General features: G+C 63.8%; 24 protein-coding genes. 7 read left to right on the top strand and 17 right to left on the bottom strand.

Annotation, left to right across the window (positions count from 1 at the left end):
- Positions 1-7: 7 nt before the first annotated feature.
- The 5 genes from GGD61_RS27545 to GGD61_RS27565 all read right to left on the bottom strand — a co-directional run bounded on the left by GGD61_RS27545 (position 8) and on the right by GGD61_RS27565 (position 5,448).
- Positions 8-661: a tetratricopeptide repeat protein gene (locus GGD61_RS27545; protein WP_092252778.1), complete on the bottom strand. Its 654-nt coding sequence runs from the start codon at positions 659-661 to the stop codon at positions 8-10.
- A gap of 166 nt (positions 662-827) precedes the next feature.
- Positions 828-2,420, bottom strand: a complete 1,593-nt coding sequence (locus GGD61_RS27550; RefSeq protein ID WP_183231598.1) for a class I adenylate-forming enzyme family protein — start codon at positions 2,418-2,420, stop codon at positions 828-830.
- A 73-nt stretch (positions 2,421-2,493) separates the two neighbouring features.
- Positions 2,494-3,078 carry an NnrU family protein gene (locus tag GGD61_RS27555; RefSeq protein WP_092252774.1) on the bottom strand — a complete coding sequence of 195 codons (585 nt, stop codon included), beginning with the start codon at positions 3,076-3,078 and terminating at the stop codon, positions 2,494-2,496.
- Positions 3,079-3,148: 70 nt separating this feature from the next.
- A complete protein-coding gene (locus GGD61_RS27560; RefSeq protein ID WP_177236929.1) occupies positions 3,149-3,727 on the bottom strand; it encodes a hypothetical protein in 579 nt (192 codons plus the stop codon).
- 98 nt (positions 3,728-3,825) lie between these two features.
- A complete protein-coding gene (locus GGD61_RS27565; RefSeq protein ID WP_018317611.1) occupies positions 3,826-5,448 on the bottom strand; it encodes a peptide chain release factor 3 in 1,623 nt (540 codons plus the stop codon).
- Between the two features lie 166 nt (positions 5,449-5,614).
- On the opposite strand from GGD61_RS27565, the gene sugE reads away from it, so the two are divergent.
- Positions 5,615-5,929, top strand: a complete 315-nt coding sequence (sugE, locus tag GGD61_RS27570) for a quaternary ammonium compound efflux SMR transporter SugE (protein WP_018317612.1) — start codon at positions 5,615-5,617, stop codon at positions 5,927-5,929.
- Here the strand turns inward: sugE and GGD61_RS27575 are convergent.
- From GGD61_RS27575 to GGD61_RS27605, 7 genes are all read right to left on the bottom strand, one after another.
- Positions 5,922-6,929: an inorganic phosphate transporter gene (locus GGD61_RS27575; RefSeq protein ID WP_092252770.1), complete on the bottom strand. Its 1,008-nt coding sequence runs from the start codon at positions 6,927-6,929 to the stop codon at positions 5,922-5,924. The two genes, sugE and GGD61_RS27575, sit on opposite strands and share 8 nt — an antisense overlap.
- Positions 6,930-6,940: 11 nt before the next feature.
- On the bottom strand, positions 6,941-7,585 hold the full coding sequence (locus GGD61_RS27580) for a DUF47 domain-containing protein (RefSeq protein ID WP_018317614.1): 645 nt from the start codon (positions 7,583-7,585) through the stop codon (positions 6,941-6,943).
- Between the two features lie 156 nt (positions 7,586-7,741).
- Complete coding sequence (locus GGD61_RS27585) at positions 7,742-8,710, bottom strand: branched-chain amino acid ABC transporter permease (RefSeq protein ID WP_092252768.1); 969 nt, start codon at positions 8,708-8,710, stop codon at positions 7,742-7,744.
- Position 8,711: 1 nt separating this feature from the next.
- Complete coding sequence (locus GGD61_RS27590) at positions 8,712-9,575, bottom strand: branched-chain amino acid ABC transporter permease (RefSeq protein WP_018317616.1); 864 nt, start codon at positions 9,573-9,575, stop codon at positions 8,712-8,714.
- A 76-nt stretch (positions 9,576-9,651) separates the two neighbouring features.
- Positions 9,652-10,872: an ABC transporter substrate-binding protein gene (locus GGD61_RS27595; RefSeq protein ID WP_092252766.1), complete on the bottom strand. Its 1,221-nt coding sequence runs from the start codon at positions 10,870-10,872 to the stop codon at positions 9,652-9,654.
- A 54-nt stretch (positions 10,873-10,926) separates the two neighbouring features.
- Positions 10,927-11,673: an ABC transporter ATP-binding protein gene (locus GGD61_RS27600; RefSeq protein WP_018317618.1), complete on the bottom strand. Its 747-nt coding sequence runs from the start codon at positions 11,671-11,673 to the stop codon at positions 10,927-10,929.
- On the bottom strand, positions 11,666-12,421 hold the full coding sequence (locus GGD61_RS27605) for an ABC transporter ATP-binding protein (protein WP_018317619.1): 756 nt from the start codon (positions 12,419-12,421) through the stop codon (positions 11,666-11,668). The genes GGD61_RS27600 and GGD61_RS27605 overlap by 8 nt, the downstream gene beginning before the upstream one ends.
- 333 nt (positions 12,422-12,754) lie before the next feature.
- Here GGD61_RS27605 and GGD61_RS27610 point away from each other — a divergent pair, with 333 nt between their 5' ends.
- Complete coding sequence (locus tag GGD61_RS27610) at positions 12,755-13,423, top strand: hypothetical protein (protein WP_210311207.1); 669 nt, start codon at positions 12,755-12,757, stop codon at positions 13,421-13,423.
- Between the two features lie 3 nt (positions 13,424-13,426).
- Here the strand turns inward: GGD61_RS27610 and GGD61_RS27615 are convergent, their stop codons facing one another.
- The gene (locus GGD61_RS27615; RefSeq protein ID WP_018317620.1) at positions 13,427-13,786 is read right to left on the bottom strand and encodes an ArsC family reductase; all 360 of its coding nucleotides are present in this window, start codon (positions 13,784-13,786) and stop codon (positions 13,427-13,429) included.
- A 104-nt stretch (positions 13,787-13,890) separates the two neighbouring features.
- Between GGD61_RS27615 and GGD61_RS27620 the strand changes: the two genes are divergently transcribed.
- The 3 genes from GGD61_RS27620 (at position 13,891) to GGD61_RS27630 (ending at position 15,896) form a co-directional block, all read left to right on the top strand.
- A complete protein-coding gene (locus tag GGD61_RS27620) occupies positions 13,891-14,262 on the top strand; it encodes a tRNA-binding protein (RefSeq protein ID WP_183231600.1) in 372 nt (123 codons plus the stop codon).
- A gap of 215 nt (positions 14,263-14,477) precedes the next feature.
- Positions 14,478-15,110, top strand: a complete 633-nt coding sequence (locus GGD61_RS27625) for a TetR/AcrR family transcriptional regulator (RefSeq protein WP_092252760.1) — start codon at positions 14,478-14,480, stop codon at positions 15,108-15,110.
- A gap of 3 nt (positions 15,111-15,113) precedes the next feature.
- Complete coding sequence (locus tag GGD61_RS27630) at positions 15,114-15,896, top strand: sulfite exporter TauE/SafE family protein (protein ID WP_092252758.1); 783 nt, start codon at positions 15,114-15,116, stop codon at positions 15,894-15,896.
- A 2-nt stretch (positions 15,897-15,898) separates the two neighbouring features.
- On the opposite strand, the gene GGD61_RS27635 is transcribed toward GGD61_RS27630, so the two are convergent.
- The 4 genes from GGD61_RS27635 to GGD61_RS27650 form a co-directional block, all read right to left on the bottom strand.
- On the bottom strand, positions 15,899-16,603 hold the full coding sequence (locus tag GGD61_RS27635) for a glutathione S-transferase family protein (RefSeq protein WP_092252756.1): 705 nt from the start codon (positions 16,601-16,603) through the stop codon (positions 15,899-15,901).
- A gap of 125 nt (positions 16,604-16,728) precedes the next feature.
- A complete protein-coding gene (locus GGD61_RS27640; RefSeq protein ID WP_018317626.1) occupies positions 16,729-16,875 on the bottom strand; it encodes a hypothetical protein in 147 nt (48 codons plus the stop codon).
- A gap of 12 nt (positions 16,876-16,887) precedes the next feature.
- The gene (locus GGD61_RS27645; RefSeq protein WP_143109017.1) at positions 16,888-17,097 is read right to left on the bottom strand and encodes a hypothetical protein; all 210 of its coding nucleotides are present in this window, start codon (positions 17,095-17,097) and stop codon (positions 16,888-16,890) included.
- A gap of 146 nt (positions 17,098-17,243) precedes the next feature.
- Complete coding sequence (locus GGD61_RS27650; protein ID WP_092252754.1) at positions 17,244-17,909, bottom strand: DUF429 domain-containing protein; 666 nt, start codon at positions 17,907-17,909, stop codon at positions 17,244-17,246.
- Between the two features lie 1,173 nt (positions 17,910-19,082).
- Between GGD61_RS27650 and GGD61_RS27655 the strand changes: the two genes are divergently transcribed.
- Both GGD61_RS27655 and GGD61_RS27660 read left to right on the top strand, forming a co-directional pair.
- Entirely contained in the window at positions 19,083-20,408 is a 1,326-nt protein-coding gene (locus tag GGD61_RS27655) for a TROVE domain-containing protein (protein WP_092252750.1), read from the top strand.
- A gap of 116 nt (positions 20,409-20,524) precedes the next feature.
- Entirely contained in the window at positions 20,525-21,865 is a 1,341-nt protein-coding gene (locus GGD61_RS27660) for an RtcB family protein (RefSeq protein ID WP_092253071.1), read from the top strand.
- Positions 21,866-21,916: the final 51 nt, after the last annotated feature.

Here is a 21,916-nt window from a genome sequence, read left to right on the forward strand (position 1 = left end):
TTTTTGCTCAGCTCTTGGCGACGGGCGGCAGCAGGGCCTGGAGCGCCTCGGCGCGCGAGCGCAGGCCGGGCGGCGTTTCGCCGTCTTCACCAATCGCGTCGAGCCATTTGCGGGCCGCCGTCATGTCGTTGTTGCGCCAGGCCGACAGCGCCAGCATCTCGCGGGCGGTGTGGCGGAAGGTCGATTTGGGGGCGGCGGAAGGCTCCAGCCGCTGCTGCATGTCGGCATAGCTGGCGCTGTCGAGCACCAGGCCGGCGGCGCGGATCTTGGCCAGATCCTGCCACTCACCACCGACGCTGCGGTCGGCAGCGATGTCGTCATACATCTTGGCAGCAGCCTTGGCGTCACGGGGCGCCGCCTCGGCTGCGGCGCGCAGCCGCGCCAGGGTGCGATAACCCGAGGGCGCCTTGGCGGCGAGCTCGGTGAAGGCGGCCTCGGCCTCGGCATGCTTGTCCTGGTCGGACAGCTCCGCCGCCTTCTCGAAGGCGGCGCCGGCCTCGGCGGCCTTCTTGGCTTCCAGATATTGATAACCGCGCCAGCCGCCGACGCCGGCAACGACCAGCACCATCAGGGCGATGAAGTAGATCGAATATCTATCCCACAGCTTCTTGAGCTGTTCGCGACGTACTTCCTCGTCGACTTCGTCAAATAATTCAGACACTTATGCTAATCCCATGCCCGTCCGGGTGCGCGCGCCGAAGCGTTCGCGTCAGGAATCCCGTCCCCCACGTGGCGGCGAGGTACCCTAACGATATGGCGGTGGCAAGGCAAAGCGAGCCCGATCAAGGCGTTAACCACCCGGGAGAGCCCGGATGGCCCTGCCCGGCTCAAGCGCCCAGGAGCTCCCGGAGCTGCCGCTTCAGCACCTTGCCGTTGGCGTTGCGCGGCAGCGGCTCAGGTGTGATCGCCAGGGTCTCGGGAACCTTGTAGTCGGACAGACGCTCCGCGCACCAGGCGCGCAGGGCCTCGCCGGCGACCGGCGCGCGCGTCACCACCACGGCGTGGACGCGCTCGCCCAGCACCGGGCACGCCTTGGCGATGATCGCGCTCTCGATCACGGCGGGATGGCCCGCCAGCACGGATTCCACCTCGGCCGAATAGATCTTCAGGCCGCCGCGATTGATCATGTCCTTCTGGCGGTCGAACACGCGGACGAACCCTTCCGCATCGACCGAGCCGAGATCGCCGGAGTGCCAGAACCCGCTGGTGAAGCTCTCGGCGGTGGCTTTGGGATTATTCCAATAGCCCTTGATGACGGAGGCGCTCTGGATCCAGAGCTCGCCGATCTCCCCGTGCGGCAGCTCGCGCCCGCTCGGATCCATCGCGACGATGCGCGCGCCGGGACAGGGCAGGCCGACGCTGTCGATATGGCTCTCGGTCAGCTCGCCCGGCATGATCGTCGAGGGCGACGTCGTCTCGGTCGCGCCGTAGCAGTTCATCAGCTTCAGGCCGGGAATTGTCGCCTTGAGCTTCTCGATGGTCGCGACCGGCATCGGCGCCCCGCCAAAGCCGCCGATGCGCCAGCTCGACAGATCGTAGCTGTCGAAATCCGGCTGCAGCAGGCAGAGATTGTACATCGCCGGCACCATCACCGTGTAGGTGACGCGCTCGCGCGCGGCGAGCTTGAGGTAATCGGCGGCCTTGAACTCGGGCATGATGATCAGCGCCCCGCCGCAGCGGATCATCGTCGTGATGTTGGCGACGACACCGGTGACATGACCGAGCGGCACCGCCGCGATCGAGCGATCCGTTTGCGTCAATTGCAGGCAGGACACGAACACCATCGAGGAATGGACGATGTTGCAATGGGCCAGCATCGCGCCCTTCGGCCTGCCTGTCGTGCCCGAGGTGTAGAGGATCATCGCGGTGTCCTCTTCGCTCACCTCGATCGGCGCAGGCGCCGACGGGTTGTCGGCGAGCGCAGCGAAACGTGAGCGAGCCGGATCGTCATCGACGGCGATGCGGTGGATCACATCGGGCACCTCCTCCGCATCGGGCAGCCGCTCTGCGAGGCCTGCTTCGTGGATCAGGATCTTGGCGCCGCAATCGGCGAGGACATAGGCGATCTCCGGCTTCTGCTGGCGCGTGCTGAGCAGCACCGTCACCAGCCCCTCATGCGCGGCGGCAAACAGCAGCAGCGGGAATTCGATGCGGTTACCGAGCAGGATCGCGACGCGGTCGCCCCGTTGCAGGCCAAGCTTGCGGAAGCCCGCGGCGATCCGCGCAGCCTGCTCCACGGCCTGCCGCCAGCTCAGCCGGACATTGCCTGCGATCAGTGCCTCGCCTTCGGCATTGCGATCGCGCGCCTCCGCGATCATCGCCCACACGCTCGCCGGCCGATCCGAAAATGCCGGCACCACCCGGTCGCCGAAGCGCGCCTCGAACCGCATCGGCGGGATCTGAGATTGCGACCAGTCCATCGAAGGGCCCTCGGTTTGTTGCTCTTATCAGCTTCCGCGCATGGACATCGGGGTTTCGTCTTGTGCTGACCGGCTAGACCCCGATCACGGGAACACCGATCACGACCGGATGGAACGCGAAGGCCAGCGCGAGATAGGCGACGACGCCGACGACGACCGCAATCAGATCATTGCTGACGCCGCCCACCGGGATCGGGGGGCCGCCGGCGTCGGTGCGATGCTTGAGCGAAATGCGGTCATACACCGCCCAGCCCAGGAACGAGCCGAACAGAATGATGGAGCCGAGATCGCCGTTGGCCAAAAGATGCGCCGCCGCCCACAGCTTGATGCCGGCCAGCATCGGATGCTTTAGCGTCGCGTAGATGCGGCCGCGCAGATAAGAGGCGACCACCAGGATGACCGCGGGCAGCATCAGCGCGAGCGTGATGTGCTTCATCGCCTTCGGCGGATACCAGACGTCGATCCAGCCGGAGCTGCGGTAATGCGCAAAGCCCCAGATGATCAACGCGAGACCCGCGAGCGAGACCACGGTATAGAGGATCTTGTAGGTCCCCTCGCCCAGCCTTGCGATTGCCTGCGCACGCGCCTCACGTTTGGTGGTGAAAACATGGGTGGCGAAGAACAGCACCAGCCCCAGGATCATGACCAGCAGACCCACGACATCCTCCCCGCAATGCAGCCCCCGCCTCTGAGGTATCATCGATTGGCGGCTGCTCGCAACTCGTGCGCTACTGGCCGATCTGCCGATTGTCGACATATCGGATCGCGATCGGCCGCCCGGCCAGGGCACCGGCGAGTCCGCCAGTGAATTTCAGCGGCAGGCAGGCGTTCAGCGAGGCGTTGATCGCCTTCAGATAGGTCGCGCGGGTGTCGGCCGGAACGCCGGTGGTTGCGAATGTCAGGCGCGGCGGACCGATCAGGCCGCCCGCCTTGTTGAAACTGAAACGCACCGACATCTGCATGCCCGCGCGCGCACCGTCTGATGGCGGCGACCAGCAGGTGCGTAGCTCGGCGAAGAGATCGCCGATCGTGTCGAGATCGTGATCCGGCTTCCGATACTTGGCGCGATCGGCTTCGGAGGGCACGCTCTCGATCGTCAGCTGAAGATTTTGCCCATAGGGATAGTCGATCTCGGGAATGCAGGGGCCGGGCTCGAGGGGACTGCAATAGGACGGCGTGCAGGGCCGATAGTCGAGCACGCTGCACGGCTCGTGCGCAAACGGGATTGGATTGATCTGGCGTCGCTGCGCGTCGGCGGCGATCGTCGAGATCGTCAGCAGGAGAAAAACAAGGAAGCCGCGCCACATGGAGTGAGCTCGCAATGCCACCAGAAAAGGTGGCATTGTCCATGAATGCGTCAAGTCCGCGCGCGTTCACATGCTCGCGCGCGAGCGGCAGGCCCACCCTACCCCTTCTTCTTGACGTCCTTCACGTTGGTGAATTCGATGCCCTCGGCGCGTTCCTTGGTGTAGCCGAGATAGAATTCGTTCCGCGCCAGATACACGGGATCGCCGTCGACGTCGTCGGCGATGCTGGAGGTGTTGGCGGCGATGAAGGTGTCGAGCTTCTTGCGGTCCTCCGAGGAGACCCAGCGCGCGAGCTGGAATTCGCTGACCTCGAACTCGACCGGCAGTGAATATTCCGCCTCCAGCCGTGCCTTCAGCACGTCGAGCTGGAGCGCGCCGACGACACCCACCAGCGCCGGCGCTCCGTCGCGCGGGCGGAACACCTGCACCACGCCCTCTTCCGACATCTGCTGCAGCGCTTCCTTCAGCTTCTTGGCCTTCATCGCGTCGGTGAGACGGACGCGGCGGACGATTTCCGGCGCGAAACTCGGCACGCCGACGAAGTTGAAATCCTCGCCCTCGGTCAGCGTGTCGCCGATGCGCAGCGTGCCGTGATTGGGAATGCCGACGACGTCGCCGGCGAAGGCTTCATCCGCGACCGAACGGTCCTGGGCGAAGAAGAATTGCGGGCTCGACAGCGGCATGCTCTTGCCGGTGCGCACCAGCTTGGCCTTCATGCCGCGGCTGAGCTTGCCCGAGCAGAGGCGCGCGAAGGCGATGCGGTCGCGGTGGTTCGGATCCATATTGGCCTGGATCTTGAACACGAAGGCGCTCATGCGCGGATCGGTGGCCTCGACCTTGCGCTGGTCGCTGTCCTGCGCGCGCGGCTCGGGCGCGAACTTGCCGAGGCCTTCCAGCAGGTCGCCGACGCCGAAATTGCGCAGCGCGCTGCCGAAATAGACCGGCGTCAGATGGCCCTCGCGGAACGCGTCGAGCTCGAACGGTTTTGACGCTTCGGTGACGAGCTCGAGCTCGTCCTTGACCGCGGAGACATCGAGATTGGCATTGAGCTTGGCGAGCTCGGCGATCTCGATCTGCTGCGCCGCGCCGGTCTTGGCACCGCCGCCTTCGAGCAGGCGCACGCCGCCATTGGCGACGTCGTAAGTGCCGAGGAAGTCGCGGCCGCGGCCGACCGGCCAGGTCATCGGCGTGGTGTCGAGCGCCAGCGTCTTCTCGATCTCGTCGAGCAGCTCGAACACGTCGCGGCTCTCGCGATCCATCTTGTTGATGAAGGTGATGATCGGGATATCCCGAAGACGACACACCTCGAACAGCTTTCGAGTGCGCGCCTCGATGCCCTTGGCGGCGTCGATCACCATCACGGCGGAATCGACCGCGGTCAGCGTGCGATAGGTGTCTTCCGAAAAGTCCTCGTGGCCCGGCGTGTCCAGCAGGTTGAAGACAAGGCCCTCGAACTCGAAGGTCATCACCGAGGTCACGACAGAGATACCGCGCTCGCGCTCGATCTTCATCCAGTCCGAGCGCGTGTTGCGCCGCTCGCCCTTGGCCTTGACTTGGCCGGCCAGGTTGATGGCGCCGCCGAACAGCAGCAGCTTTTCGGTCAGCGTGGTCTTGCCGGCGTCGGGATGGGAGATGATCGCAAACGTGCGCCGCCGCGCCACTTCGGCGGCAAGCGGGGAACGGGCCGGCGATTCGGCTGTGGTGGTGGCGATGTCGGACATGGCGGGAGCGTGTGGCAGGGAAAACGGGCCTGATCAAGCCTCATTTGGTGATTGCGGAGCCTTCCGGCCAGCCCCATATCGGCCTTGGCCATACTGGCCTTGGGGGGAGGACGGCCTCCTCGCCCATCAGCCGCGGGGACGACCCTGCCTTGAAGGGAGGGTCGTCATGGCCTGGAGCATCCTGTTCGTCGCGGGTCTTCTCGAGATCACCTGGGCGATCGGCCTGAAATATACCGAGGGTTTTAGCAGACTTGTTCCGTCCGTCGTCACGCTCGCGGCCATGGCTGGCAGCGTCATCCTGCTCGGCCTCGCCCTCAAATCGCTGCCCGTCGGAACCGCCTATGCGGTGTGGACCGGCATCGGCGCGGTCGGCACCGCGACCCTCGGCATTGTCCTGTTCGGGGAGCCGGCCACCGCCCTTCGTCTTGCCAGCATCGCCCTGATCGTTGCCGGGATCGTCGGGCTGAAGCTGGTTACTTGACGAAGATCTTGACCGCCCACCAGGTCAGCGCCGCTACGATGGCCGAGGCCGGGATAGTGATCACCCAGGCGTAGACGATCGAGCTGGCAACGTTCCAGCGCACCGCCGAGACGCGGCGGGCGGCGCCGACGCCGACGATGGCGCCGGTGATCGTGTGCGTGGTGGAGACGGGAACCCCAAGATAGGTCGCCATGAACAAAGTCGCGGCCCCGCCAGTCTCGGCGCAAAAGCCCTGCATGGGAGTCAATTTGGTGATGCGCAGGCCCATGGTGCGGACGATGCGCCAGCCGCCCATCAGCGTGCCCAGCGCCATCGCCGCCTGGCATGACAGCACCACCCAGAACGGCACCGAGAAGTCGCTGCCGAGATGGCCCTGCGAATAGAGCAACACCGCGATGATGCCCATGGTCTTCTGCGCGTCGTTGCCGCCATGGCCGAGCGAATAGAGCGAGGCGGAGGCGAATTGCAGGATGCGGAAGGCGCGATCGACCGCGAATGGCGTCGAGCGCACCGAGGCCCAGGACACGATCGCCACCAGCATCATCGCCAGCAGGAAGCCGATCAGCGGCGACAGCACGATCGCCAGCACCGTCTTGCTCAATCCGCTCCACACCGCAGCGGAGATCCCGGCTTTGGCCATGCCGCCGCCGACGAGCCCGCCGATCAGCGCATGCGACGACGAGGACGGGATGCCGAGCGCCCAGGTCACGAGGTTCCAGACGATGGCGCCGACCAGGGCTGCGAAGATCACCTGGGCGTCGACGATCGAGGGATCGATGATGCCGGTGCCGATGGTCTGGGCGACGTGCAGGCCGAACACCATGAAGGCGACGAAATTGAAGAACGCGGCCCAGAACACCGCGAATTGCGGCCGCAGCACGCGGGTCGAGACGATGGTCGCGATCGAATTGGCGGCGTCGTGCAGGCCATTTAGGAAATCGAACAGCAGCGCGACGGCGATCAAGCCGACCAGGACGGGAAGACCCAACGCGGCATCCACAGCGGCCTGCCCTAAACTTGCTCGATGACGATGCTGTTGATCTCGTTCGCGACGTCGTCGAAGCGATCCGCGACCTTCTCGAGGTGGTCGTAGATCTCGACGCCGACGATGAAGTCCATCGCATTGCCGTCGCGATGCTTGAGGAACAGCTCCTTCAGACCGATGTCGTGGAGATCGTCGACGCGGCCCTCGAGCTTTCCGAGTTCCTCCGTGATCGCGGTCAGCATGGCGACGTTCGGACCGATCGACTGCATGAGCGGCAGCGCGCGGCCGACCAGATTGGCGCACTCGATCAGAAGCCCGCCGATCTCGCGCATGGGCGGCTCGAAGGTGCGGACCTCGAACAACATCACCGCCTTGGCCGTCTGCTGCATCTGGTCGATGGCGTCGTCCATCGACGTGATCAGGTTCTTGATGTCGCCGCGGTCGAACGGGGTGATGAAGGTGCGGCGCACCGCCGTCAGCACCTCTCGGGTGATGTTGTCGGCATCATTCTCGAACTGGTTGACGCGCTGGCAATAGACCGGCGTCTCCTCGCCCCCGTTGAGCATGCCCTGGAGCGCGATGGAGCCCTGGATCACCGTCTGGGCATGCCGGTCGAACAGGTCAAAGAACCGTTCTTCCTTGGGCAGGAAAGCACGAAACCATCGCATCATGGGGGGAGGCTACCGGTTGGAAATGGCCCGGCCCTATCAGGCCGTCATGAAACTGTCATAGACCATTTTCGATCCGCGCGCGTGTCATCTCACGCCCGCGGAGCCGGATCATCCACCGCTTTCAAGCGGCCGGCAAACCGATTTAAAATCAACCAGTTAGAGCGATCTCCGGAAGTAATGCGCGATTTCGCCGATGACGCCGCGGCGGAAGGTGAGCACGCAGACCACGAAGATCGAGCCCTGGATCACCGTCACCCATTGGCCGAAACCGGCGAGATATTGCTGCATGGCGATGATCGCGAAGGCACCGACCACGGGGCCGAAGATGGTTCCGAGGCCGCCAACCAGCGTCATCAGCACGACCTCGCCCGACATCGACCAATGGACGTCGGTGAGCGAGGCGTTCTGCGCCACAAAGACCTTCAGCGCACCGGCAAAACCGGCCAGCGTTCCCGACAGCACGAAGGCCAGGAACTTGTACTGGTCGGTGCGGTAGCCGAGCGAAATCGCGCGCTGCTCGTTCTCCCGGATCGACTTCAGCACCTCGCCGAACGGCGAGTTGATGATGCGGTAGATCAACAGGAAGCCGGCAAGAAACCCGACCAGCACGACGTAATAGAGCACCGTCGGCTTGGAGAGATCGAAGACGCCGAACATGCGTCCCTGCGGGATGCCCTGGATGCCGTCCTCACCGTGGGTGAACGGGGCCTGGAGGTAGATGAAGTACAGGAGTTGTGACAGAGCCAGGGTGATCATCGAGAAATAGATGCCCTGGCGGCGGATCGAGATGTAGCCGGTGATGATCGAGAGCACGAAAGCCGCGGCGATGCCGACGAGGATGCCGAGCTCAGGCGGCAACGCCCACACTTTCAGCGCATGCGCGCAGCAATAGCCGGCGGTCCCCAGGAACATGGCGTGGCCGAACGACAGCAGGCCGCCATAGCCGACCAGCAGATTGAAGGCGCAGGCGAGCAGCGCAAAGCACAGCGCCTGCATCACGAAGAACGGGTAGACGCCCGTGAATGGTACCGACGCCAGCAGCAGCGCCATCACTACGAAAGCGATCATCTCGTCGCGCATCGCGCGAGGGGTCACCGGCAGCGTGTCGTCCGTCAGGGTTGTCATATCAGGCCGCCCTTCCCGTCAATCCCGTTGGCTTCACCAAGAGCACCAGCACCATCAGCACGAACACGACGGTGTTGGAGGCCTCGGGATAGAAATACTTGGTCAGACCCTCGATCACGCCGAGCGCGAAGCCGGTGATGATGGAGCCCATGATCGAACCCATGCCGCCGATCACGACCACCGCGAACACCACGATAATCAGGTCGGCGCCCATCAGCGGTCGCACCTGGTTGATCGGCGCCGACAGCACGCCCGCGAGCGCGGCAAGGCCGACGCCGAGACCATAGGTCAGCGTGATCATGCGCGGCACGTTGATGCCGAAGGCACGCACCAGCGTCGGATTTTCGGTGGCGGCGCGCAGGTAAGCGCCGAGCTGGGTCTTCTCGATCAGGAACCATGTCGCCAGACATACGACCAGCGAGAACACGACCACCCAGCCGCGATAGATCGGCAAGAACATGAAGCCCAGATTCATGCCGCCCTTGAGCTGGTCCGGAATGGCGTAAGGCAGACCGGAGGAGCCGAAATAATTCTGGAACACGCCCTGCACGATCAGCGCGATGCCGAAGGTCAGGAGCAGGCCGTAGAGATGGTCGAGCCCGGTCAGCCATTGCAGCATGGTCCTTTCCAGGATCATGCCGAAGATGCCGACGATCACGGGTGCGATCAGCAGTGCCCACCAGTAGTTGATGCCACCGAGGCTCAACAGGAAATAGGCAACGAAGGCGCCCATCATGTAGAGCGCGCCATGGGCGAAATTGATGATGTTCAGCATGCCGAAAATCACGGCAAGCCCGAGACTGAGCAGCGCGTAGAACGAGCCGTTGATCAATCCCACCAGTAGCTGAGCGTATAGAGCCTGCATCGATCCCGCACCCGGTCCCTTCTCGTCGTTCCCCAAGAGCAAGCCGGCGCAGTTGCGCCGGCTCGCATCATCACACTTACTTCTTCACGAGCGGACAGACGCTCTCGGACAGCGGCCGGAACGCCTGATCCGCGGCCGTCGTGCCGATCAGCTTGTAATAGTCCCAGGGCCCTTTGGATTCCTCGGGCTTCTTGACCTCGAACAGATAGGCGGGATGCAGCTTGCGACCGTCCTCGCGGATCGTTCCCTTGCCGAACAGCGGATCGTCCGTCGGCATCTCCTTCATCTTGGCGACCACCTTGGCCCCGTCATGCGGATTGCCGCCCATCGCCTCCAGCGCCTTGAAATAGTGCAGCAGACCCGAGTAGACGCCGGCCTGCACCATCGAGGGCATCGCCTTGTTCTTCATGCGCTCGGAGAAGCGCTTGGAGAACGCGCGCGTACCGTCGTTCATGTCCCAATAGAAGGTCTCGGTGAAGTTCAGGCCCTGCGCCACCTTCAGACCGAGCGAGTGCACGTCGGTGATGAAGAGCAGCAGGCCCGCAAGCTTCTGGCCGCCCGAGACGATGCCGAACTCCGCCGCCTGCTTGATGGTGTTGGTGGTGTCGCCGCCGGCATTCGCCATGCCGATGATCTTGGCTTTGGAGGCCTGCGCCTGAAGCAGGAACGACGAGAAGTCGGCAGTATTCAGAGGATGCTTGACATTGCCGATCACCTTGCCGCCCGACTTCACCACGACCGCGGCGGTGTCGCGCTCGAGGGCATGGCCAAAGGCGTAGTCCGCGGTGAGAAAATACCATGTGTCGCCGCCCGCCTTCACCAGCGCCTGCCCGGTACTGTTGGCCAGCATATAGGTATCATAGACCCAGTGGATCGTGTTCGGTGAGCATTGCGCGTTGGTGAGATCCGACGTCGCCGCACCCGTGTCGATCAGGATCGAATTCTTCTCCTTGACGACATTGTTGACCGCGAGCGCGACGCCGGAGTTCAGGACATCCATGAAGATGTCGACCTTCTCGACGTCGATCCATTGCCGAGCAATCGTGGAGCCGATGTCGGGCTTGTTCTGATGGTCGGCGGAGATCAGGTCGAGCTTCCAGCCCTTGGCAGCGAGCCCGGAATCCTCGATCGCCATCTGTGCGGCGACGGTCGAGCCAGAGCCACCGAGATCGGCATAGAGTCCCGAATTGTCGGTCAGCACGCCGATCTTGATGTTCTTGTCCTGCGCGACTGCGCCACCTGCCGCGCCGAGCGCCAGGGCCGTCCCGAGCAACATTGCCGAAATGCTGTGCTTCATAATCCGCCTCCCAATATTCCTTTGATAGTTACTCTTGCACGTCCGCCTGCTCGGCTACACACCAAGATAGGTGTGGAGCTTGTCCATGTTGGCGGCAAGATCCGCATTGGAAAATCCGTCAATGATCTTGCCGTGCTCGACCACGTAGTAACGGTCGGCGACGGTGGATGCGAAGCGGAAGTTCTGCTCGACCAGGAGGATGGTGAAGCCCTCCTTCTTGAGCCGCGCAATGGTGTGGCCGATCTGCTGGATGATGACCGGCGCAAGGCCCTCGGTCGGCTCGTCCAGCATCAGGAAGCTCGCACCGGTGCGCAGGATGCGCGCGATCGCGAGCATCTGCTGCTCGCCACCGGACAGCTTGGTGCCCTGGCTGTTGAGCCGCTCCTTCAGGTTCGGAAACAGCTCGAAGATCTGATCGAGCGGCAGCCCGCCTTCGCGGACCACCGGCGGCAGCATCAAATTCTCCCGCACGTCGAGACTGGAGAATATGCCCCGCTCTTCCGGGCAGAATGCGATGCCCATGCGCGCGATCTTGTCGGAGGTCGCGCGGATGATCTCCTGGTTGTTGAACTTCACCGAGCCGGTACGCTTGCCGATGATGCCCATGATCGACTTCAGCGTGGTCGTCTTGCCGGCGCCGTTACGCCCGAGCAGGGTGACGACCTCGCCCGCGTTCACGTCGAAGTTGATCCCGTGCAGGATGTGAGACTCGCCGTACCAGGCTTCCAGGTTGCGGATTTGAAGGATGTTTCCGCCGGTCGCAGCCTTGGCCGGAGCCTCGGCGATCGCAGTGTCAGGCATGACCGGCTCCCAGATAGGCTTCCTTGACGCGCTCGTCCTTGGTGAGCTCCGAGTAATGGCCCTGCGCGAGCACCTGGCCGCGCGTCAGCACGGTGATGATGTCGGACAGGTTGGCCACGACGCTTAAATTATGCTCCACCATCAGGATGGTGTATTTCGCCGAGATGCGCTTGATCAGCGCCGCGATCTTGTCGATGTCCTCGTGGCCCATGCCCGCCATCGGCTCGTCCAGCAGCATCATCTCCGGGTCGAGCGCGAGCGTGGTTGCGATCTCCAGTGCACGCTTGCGTCCATAGGGCATCTCGACCGCGGGTGTGTTGGCAAACTCGTTCAGGCCGACATCGTTCAACAATTCGCGCGCGCGGTCGTTGAAGCGGTTGAGCACCGACTTGGAGCGCCAGAAATCGAACGAAGAGCCGTGCTGGCGCTGAAGCGCGACACGGACGTTTTCCAGCGCCGTGAGATGCGGAAACACCGCCGAAATCTGGAACGAGCGAACCAGCCCCATGCGGGCCACGTCGGCCGGTGCCATCGCGGTAATGTCCTGCCCCTTGTAGAGGATTTTTCCGGCAGACGGTTTCAGGAACTTGGTCAGAAGATTGAAGCAGGTCGTCTTGCCGGCCCCATTCGGACCGATCAACGCATGAATGCTCCCACGGCGAACCTTGAGCGCAACGTCGCGGACGGCGAAGAAGCCCGCGAACTCCTTGGTTAAGCCTTCCGTTTCGAGAATAAACTCATCGGCCAAACAGATTTCCCCCTGCCCGCGCGAGCCGCGTGGCTATCCTTGTTGCTTCGGCTTTCCGGGGGCCTTGGAGCCTATCCTTGGAGCCCATCCGGAACGCCGCCTCCGGGCGCGGAATATGCCGGAGGTGACGGGGGTTAGGCAAGGCGGAAAGCTGAGCAGATCAGGTCTCCGGCTGGGATACAAATGCTCCCTTAGTCGGAGATGTTTTGATGTCGTGCCTGCCCGGCCTCCCGGTTCGCAAGGCACCGGTCATCAAGCCGTCGTTAACGGTCTTTCGTCCGGCACGCCAGCCTTCATAGAAAATTTTCCCGCACACGGCATCATGTGCAGGTTTTGACGTTCCGGGATTATCGTTTTGGATTCGCCAGCGCCGCTCCGTCCGTCGTCAAGTCAATCAGGCAGCGTGATCTCCTGAACACGTGGCTGCGACTTTACGCGAGCCAGCAGATCGCGCCGGCGGTTTGGGAATATCAGCCTGCGCGGCTGGAGGAAGAGCTGTCCGATCTCATCTATTATACGGTGGACGCTTCGACGTCGGCGCCACGCCTCACCATCCAGAGCGAAGGCACGCGTATCTCCCGTGCTTATGGGCATACCGGCAAGGGTGTTCTGCTCGACGATTATCTCGGGCCGCGGCTCGCCCCCTTGGTGATGCCAGTTTACTATGAATGCGTGGCACGCGGGCTTCCCGTCTACAGCGTTGCCGATGTCGACGACATCTACGGACGCATCGTCGCGTATGAACGGCTGCTGCTGCCTTTCCAGACCGGCGGCCAAGTCTGCCACGTCATCGCCTCGGTCAAGACCTTCTGCGAGGACGGCGGCTTCGAGATCAAGAATCTGATGCGCGGAAATGACGCGCTGCCGCGCCCGAAACTGCGCGCCGTGATCGATCGCGATCTCTTCCATCGCGCGCCTGGCCGCATCGCGACGGCCGACGTGGTCGAATTCGCGGACCAGCCGGCTCCCGGCGTCACCAACGAGATCATCGAGCTGAACTAATCTCTAACGCGTCTTGGCGCCGACTTCCTTGGCATAGATGTCCGGCTTGAAGCCGACCAGCAGCTTGCCGCCGATTTCCAGCACCGGCCGCTTGATCATCGATGGTTGCGCTAGCATCAGCGCCAGCGCCTTCGTCTCGCTCAAGCCTTCCTTGTCGGAATCGGGCAGCTTCTTGAAGGTCGTGCCGGCGCGATTGAGCAGCGTCTCCCAGCCGACCTTGTCGCTCCACTGCTTGAGCTTGTCCTTCTCGACGCCCGCCGCCTTGTAGTCGTGGAATTCATACGCGACGCCATGGGTATCGAGCCAGGCGCGCGCCTTCTTCATGGTGTCGCAGTTCTTGATGCCGTAGATGGTGTTGGGCAAGATGTTCCTCGCGCATGGCGTATCGTGATGTTCGCAGCGTTGTACGAAACTCCGCTTCGCGCGACAATATTGCGAACGAAGCCAACTCTCCGAACGGACACTTTATGCACGTCACTCACGATCCCGCAGCCACCGCCACGCCGACCATCGACTTCAACAGCGTCCTCGCGGTCGATATCCGTGTCGGGACCATCGTCGAGGCAAAACCGTTTCCGGAAGCGCGCAAGCCGGCCTTTCGACTGTGGATCGACTTTGGCCCGGTGATCGGCGTGCGCAAGAGCTCGGCCCAGATCACCGAAAACCATCCGCTCGAGACTTTGGTGGGACAACAGGTCGCGGCCGTCGTCAATTTCCCGCCGCGCCAGATCGGACCCGTCATCTCGGAGGTGCTGACGCTCGGCTTCCCCGATGCCGACGGCAAGGTCGTGCTGGTGCAGCCGAGCAGGCCAGTGCCGAACGGCGGACGGCTGTTCTAGCCGCGCGCGATCGAGTGCAGCGTCGCCTCTGTCGACGCATTCGCAACGGACATCATCTCCTCCTTCCCGGCCCGAGACCGGGCCAGACTTGACCAAAATCCTCTCCTCCCATAAAAATGACTGACTGATCGTTTTTTATCACGATCGGCTTGTTCTCGGCCCAATATGGATTGATGGCAAAACGATCGATCTGTCAGTTATTTAAGGACGACCAGATGCCCAAGATCAGCGACCAGCAGCGCGAAAGCCGGCGGCAGCAAATTCTCGAAGCTGCCCTCGCCTGCTTCTCCGAAGACGGTTTTCACCAGACCGGCATGGCCGACATCGTGAAGCGGTCCGGACTGAGCCATGGCGCGGTCTATCTCTACTTCCAGAGCAAGGACGATCTGATCGAGGCGCTCGCCGACGACCGGCATCGCCGCGAAGCCGTGCTCAATTCGGTCGCGCAAGGATCCGGCGATCCGATCGAAGGGCTTCACGCGCTGATCCGCGTTTACGCGCAATGGCTGACCGACCCCGCCGGGGAAGCGCGCCGCCGTGTCGGCATCCACGGCTGGGCCGAAGCCCTGCGCAACCGCCGCGTCCGCACCAGCGTCGTCGAGGGCATCGACATGCCGCGCGCTCTGATCGTCGCGCTGGTCGAGCGCGGCCAGCATGACGGCCTCCTCAGGCGCGATCTCGGTGCGGAAGCGATCGCACGCGTGCTTCTCGCGATCTTCCAGGGATTTGTGCTGCAAAAATGCTGGGGCGACGCATTCGACGTCGAGGCCTGCATGGCGGCCGTGGCCGGGGTGATCGACGGCTTTCGCACGACCAGGCCCGACATCAAGCGGCGAAGCAGGACGTAAGCGATGTCAGGGATTCACGACCTGCTTGCTGGCGCCGGCGTCGGCCTGATCAGCGGCCTGGCATCAGGCTTCACGGGGACGAGCCCGGGGGGCGGGCTCGTGATCTTCAGCGTGCTGCTGCTCGGCGCGGAACAACACGTCGCACAAGGGACGTCACTGATCACACAGGTCCCGCCGACGGGCCTTGCCGGCGCGCGCCGCTATTGGCAGAGCGGCAATCGCAGCCCCTTGCCGTGGATTATCTGGATCGGCATCGGATTTCTCGTCGGCGGCGCCGGTGGCGGTTACGCCGCGGCGGCGGTTTCCGACCAGGTCTTGCAATGGACTTATGTCGTCTATCTCGTCGCGCTGATCGTCCTGCTGATCCCGCGTCGCGATCGCAAGGACGGCGGCCGTGAGCCCGGCGACCAGGACCAACTGCCCCGGCTACCGCTGCTGCTCATCGGCCTGCTTGCCGGATTTTCCTCCGGCTTCATGGGCATCGGCGGCGGCCTTGCAATCACCGTCGGCCTTGCTGCAGGCCTGCGCGTGCCGCAGCATCAGGCGCAGCTTGTCAGCCTCGTCTTCTCGATCCTCCCGACCAACCTTCCGGCGGCCTGGATCTACTGGAGCAAGGGCCTGCTGGTCGGCTGGCCGGCCATCACAGGCATTCTGGCCGGCCTCTGGATCGGCACCGATCTCGGCGCACGCCTGGCCAATGGCGTCAGCAAATCGGTACTGCGCCGGGTCATGATCGCCTTCGTCTCCCTGATGGCGCTCTACATGACCCACAAGGCGCTAACCTGATCTTACGGCCGCGGCGGAATGTTCAGCCCGCGCTGCACCGCCGGACGCGCGAGGCCGCGTTCGAGCCAGGCACCGACCGATTTGAACTGGGTGAATTCGACGAGATCGCCGGCACCGTAGAAGCCAATGAGATTGCGCACCCAGCCGAGCATCGAGATGTCGGCGATGGTGTAGTCGTCATCCATGAACCATTGCCGCCCCGAAAGATGCGTCTCCATCACGCCGAGCAGGCGCTTGGCCTCGGCGACGTAGCGGTCACGTGGCCGCTTGTCCTCAAAATCCTTGCCGGCGAATTTATGGAAGAAGCCAACCTGGCCGAACATCGGTCCGATGCCGCCCATCTGGAAGTGCACCCACTGGATGGTCTGGTAGCGGCGCGCGGCATCCTCGGGCAGCAGCTTGCCGGTCTTCTCGGCGAGGTATTGCAGGATCGCCCCGGACTCGAACAGCGGCAGCGGCCTGCCGCCCGGACCATTGGGATCGAGGATCGCCGGGATCTTGCCGTTCGGATTGAGCGAGAGGAATTCAGCCGTCTTCTGATCGTCCTTGCCGAAATCGACGAGATGGACCTCGTAGGGAAGTCCGATCTCCTCCAGCATGATCGAGACCTTGACGCCGTTCGGCGTCGGCAGCGAATAGAGCTGAAGCAGTTCGGGATGCTTGGCCGGCCAGCGTTTGGCGATGGGAAAGGCGGACAGATCAGACATCGGCACTCCGGCAGCGTTGGTGAGATGCCGCCTAATCTAGGCGAGCAAGCGAACGGCGCAAGGCCAGCCGATTATCTGGAAGATCAGGGGAAGGCGTGGATTAGCAATTGACGCCCTTGAAGCGACTAGAGCGGCAGCGTCGCGATCTTGACGACCGGCGTCATGGTTTCATGCTGCAGTCGATACTGGATGAACCATTGACCCGTGATCAGCAGCGCAGCCGTGAAGGCAATCGCGAGGGTCGCGGTCGCCCATTGGCAGACATCGTGCATGGTATTTGTCCCTCAACTCCTGTGGCTTAAACGCCCGCTGACATGCCGTGTTCCAACTTGGCAGGAAAATTTGCCGGTTTTTCCCGTTTTCGCAGAGGAGACGTTGCGTTGTTTCGAGGGACCATCGAGCAACTTGCGCGTTGTGACGGGATGAACATTGAGAAGCGCGCCCTGCTCGATCACGCTCAGCGCTGTCGCCGCGTCGCGGACGATCTCGCCCATCGCGAAGCCGCACGAAGGCTGCGAGCAATGGCCGATGTGTACGAAGCACGAGCAGCAAGGCTGGACGATGAGGGTGGCTCCTTGAAGCCGAGCCATTGTGGTCGTGGTCACCTTGCCGGTACAAGCGATCGGCAGAGTTGATCTGGTCAGTAGTTGATCTCCATCCGCAATCCGCGTGGATCGATCTCCTCGCCGCCGACACGCTGCGTGCTGTCGCGCGCCGCCACCGCGCAGGCACAGGCGTCGATGAGATCGTCGCGGCCGATGCCGGTGCCGTGGCGAAGCGTCAGCCATCTTTCGACCTTGGTGAAACCCCGAGCTATCAGCAACGCGACGCGCTGCTCGCGGCCTTGCGCCGACGTCTTCGGTTCAAGCGGCACTCGCCCTGCGAGATTCCAGAACACCAATTCCGGATGCGCTTCGCCGATCGTCGCCTGCCGCGCCGGAGTCATGATCTCATCGACGTCCCTGATCTTGTCCCTGATATTCCAGAGCTGCGCCGACACGCCCCTGCCGTTGCCTTCATGCGTCCAGTAGTGACGATTGGCCGCCGCCATATCGGGAAACGTCCAGAGATCGCGGCGCGCACCGAGAAACACGGCGGGGCCAATCAGCTCGCGCGCACGCAGGTCGCACGGGCGATAGCCGGCCGGATTCAATCCGATCGGCATGTCGATCATCGCGCGCGCATGCGGCAACGCAAGCAAACGTGTCAGGCCCGGCGAATAGTCGAAGCCATGATTGCCGCGCTCGTCGATCCAGGCCGCGACCCAGCCGAAACGAAATCCGTCGAGGCCGAGATAGTTTGGCACGTCATCCGTCCATCATTTTCATTTTTCCACGCGCGCGTCGCTTGACATCCGCAAGTTGCGGGCGTATGTCCCGCGCCCTCGCAGAACACTTCCGTTTGCGACAAGCACACCATGAACCGAGCGATGTCAGACCGCTACGAAAGAATTGCCCGCATGCCGAATAGCTCAAAGCTATTCGACGTCGCATGCCCGGCTCATGGGAGCGATCTTGCCTGACCGCAAGATCGACAGTCCGCTTCTCACGGACCCTCCCGAGCCTGCCGCTCCGGAGGGTTTTTTATTGCTCGCCGCGCGGTCCAACCGAACATCCCGGCAATCGCCGGAACGAGGGACCCGGATCTCGGGGCTCGCGCTAGAGAGGCGCGTGCCCAAGCGCGCGGGGCCTGCCGGAGGGAACGAGGCGATGAGCCGGACACCGATGGCAGAGCGAACCCTGATGGTTCGCAACATGCGGCGCGTCGACAGCGCCGCGATAGAATTTTTGTAGTTCGGTTTGCCGCTGTCGTCGCGGCTCAACCGACGCTGGTGGTGAAGATCTCGGATACTTCTCCACACGGCAAAGCGGGTATGCCTCCCGCCTTTGACACACGCACCGGGATGCAGCCTCGGAAAAGGTTCGCACGCGGCCCGGCACAGGATCCGTTCGCAAGAAGGGTCCTGTGTTGTCGTCACTGAAAGCCGAGATCGCCCGTTCCCCAGCGTACCCATCAACGGCCGACGCGAGAGCGTCGGCCTGGCGGTGGTGAAGATGTCTGTTACTTCGGACCGCGCAGGTTCGACTCCTGCAAGAGCAAGGGGCGGATCGCCCGCAAGGGCAGCAACAGCATCGCTCGTTCCCCGCCAAACCATCACGGTCCGTGGTGAAGATTTCTGTTACTTCGCCTATCACGCGAGAGGTCGCGGGTTCGAATCCCGCCCGGTGTACGATGCACCGGTAGCTCAGTGGCCAGAGCGCTTTCCGGCGGGCTTTCGCTCGCCGGGTTACAGAATCGCCTGTTCCCGGATCGTGTCCCTTCGTCGCCACCGCCGATGGTGAAGAGCGCTGTTACTTCGCGGTCGGAGGTTCGAGCCCTCCCGGACATCAGTCCGTAGCTCAGTTGGTAGAGCACGTTCAGCCTCGCTTGTTCCCCGGCACCCGTTTCCATTCCATCATCAACCCAAGAGGAGGCCGTCATGGTCAGGCTCAACAAGATCGTTCGCGCCTTCACGCGTCAGGGCGCCCGTGCCGTGCGCTTCACGCCCGAGATGGAGCTGAAGCGCGCGCTGATGAACTGCCTCCTGTGGGAGGACCAGTTCTACGAGGACGGCGTCGCGATCGCCGATCGCATCAGGGCCCTGGTGCCGAAGGTTGCTTCGGCGCGCGTGGCACAGCTTGCAATCGAGGCGCGCGAGGTGATGAAGCTGCGGCACGCGCCGCTGCTCGTCATCCGCGAGATGGCGCGGAGCGAGAGGCACCGCGCCCTCGTGGCCGACACACTCCACCGGGTGATCCAGCGTCCCGACGAGATGACGGAGCTGCTTGCGATCTACTGGGCGGATGCGCTCGGCCCTCAGCAGCAGCGCAAGCGTCAGCCGGTCTCGGCGCAGGTCAAGAAGGGCCTTGCCCGCGCGCTGACCAAGTTCGACGCGTACCAGCTCGCCAAGTGGGACCGCGACGGCGCGGTGCGGATCAGGGACGTGCTGTTCCTGGTGCACGCCAAGCCGAAGGACGCCGACCAGGCCAAGGTGTGGAAGCAGCTCGTCGATGGCGAGCTCGCCTCCCCCGACACCTGGGAGGTTTCGCTCTCGGCCGGCAAGAACAAGCGCGAGACCTTCGAGCGGTTGATCGCCGAGCGCAAGCTCGGCGGGCTGGCGCTCATGCGCAATCTGCGGCTGATGCAGAACGCGCAGGTCCCGCGCGAGACCATCGCAGGCGCGATCGACGCGATGCGGACGGATCGTATCCTTCCCTATCGCTTCATCACGGCGGCGCGCTATGCGCCGGACTTCGAGCCCGAGCTCGAGGCTGCGATGCTCAAGTCGGTCAAGGATCATGTGCGGCTCCCGGGCCGCACCCGGCTCCTGATCGACGTGTCGGGCTCGATGTTCGCGACGCTCTCCGCGCAGTCGGAAATGACGCGCGCGGAGGCGGCGTGTGGCCTGGCCATCCTCGCCCGCGAGATCTGCGACGAGGTCGAGATCTTCACCTTCTCCGACAGGGTGGTGAAGGTCCCTCCCCGCCGCGGCTTCGCGCTTCGAGATGCGATCATCAACTCGCAGCCGCATAGCGGAACCTGGCTCGGCAAGGCGGTGGCGGAGATCGACCGCAAGGGCGATCGCCTCATCGTCTTCACCGACGAGCAGAGCCACGACCAGGTGCCCGAGCCCAGGGCGCGCGGCACCATCGTGAACGTGGCCTCGTATCAGCACGGTGTCGGCCACGGCGCCTGGACCCGCGTCAACGGCTTCTCTGAGGCCGTGGTCGCGTGGATCGCGGCGTCGGAAACGGCGTTGAACTGATGCGCAACGACAACGGCCCCGGACGCAGGGTACTGCGCCCGGGGTTTTCAAAATCTCTGAAATGATCCGTCCGCCCGGCTATGGTGCGTGCGGAATGCAAAGCAGGACACACGACCATGCGACGATCCGATCCCTACATGGAACGCGCCCGCGAGCTCTGCCTCGCCGCCGGCATCGATCCCGACTCGCGCGTCGGCGAAGGACGCGGCCAGCCCGCCTGGTGCCTGTACAAGGACGCCGCGCGCAAGGAGCATCTTGCCCGCGAGGCCAATGCGACCGCGAACTCGATCGCCGAGTTCCGGATGCAGGACGCCCGCTTCCAGAATGCGCCGCTGAAGATTTTCGGCCCGCACGAGGAAGCGACGATCGCGCAGATGCGCAACTGCATGGCGGTCGGCAACGTCGTATCCGGCGTGATCTGCGCCGACGGCCATCTCGGCTACGCCCAGCCGGTCGGCGGGGTCATCGCCTATGAGAAGCAGATCAGCATCTCCGGCGTCGGCTTCGACATCGGCTGCGGCAACATGGCCGCCCGGCTCGACACGCGCTTCGACGACATTGCAGGCCTCGTCCCCACGATCATCCGCGACGTCGCCAAGGTGATCTCGTTCGGAGTCGGCCGCGCCAATGCCGAGCGGGCCGAGCACGACCTGTTCGACGACGCAGATGCCTGGCGCGAAAGCGACATGGAGGCCTACCGTCAGAAGGCGGTGAGTCAGCTCGGCACGGTCGGATCGGGCAACCACTATGTCGACCTCATGCGCGACGAGGAAGGCTTTGTCTGGATCGGCGTCCACTTCGGAAGCCGCGGTCTCGGGCACACCTCCGCGACGCGCTACCTCAAGGCCGCCGGGGGCAAGGACGGTATGAACGTCCCGCCCGCGGTCGTCGACGAGGATTCCGAGCTCGGCCGCCGCTACATCGCGGCGATGCAGCTCGCCGGGCGTTATGCCTATGCGGGCCGCGAGTGGGTCGTCGAGCGCGTCCGCCAGATCATCGGCGGCAGCGTGACCGAGAGCGTGCACAACCACCACAACTATGCCTGGCGTGAGACCCACGACGGCAAGGATCTGTGGGTGGTGCGCAAGGGCGCGACGCCGGCGTTTCCCGGCCAGAAGGGATTCGTCGGTGGCTCCATGGGCGACGACGCCGTCATTCTCGAAGGCGTCGACAGTCCGGAAGCCAAGGCTTCGCTCTATTCGACCGTGCACGGCGCCGGCCGCCTGTTCGGACGCAAGGAGGCGAAGCGGCGCTTCTCGCGCGCGGAAATGGACCATTGGCTCAACGAGCGCGGCGTCACCTTGATCGGTGCCGACCTCGACGAGAGCCCGATGGCCTATCGCCGCCTGCCGGACGTGCTGGCGCAACACGCCGGCACCGTGCGCGTGCTGCACACTCTGCGGCCGTTCGCCGTCGCCATGGCCGGCGAGGGCGAGTTCGATCCGTGGAAGGACTGACGCAAGCAGCGGGCGGGAGGCACCACCTCCCGCCCGCATCATTCGATTCTC

Origin of the sequence: Bradyrhizobium sp. SBR1B (assembly GCF_014198205.1) — a bacterium.
In the GTDB taxonomy this organism is placed as follows: domain Bacteria; phylum Pseudomonadota; class Alphaproteobacteria; order Rhizobiales; family Xanthobacteraceae; genus Bradyrhizobium.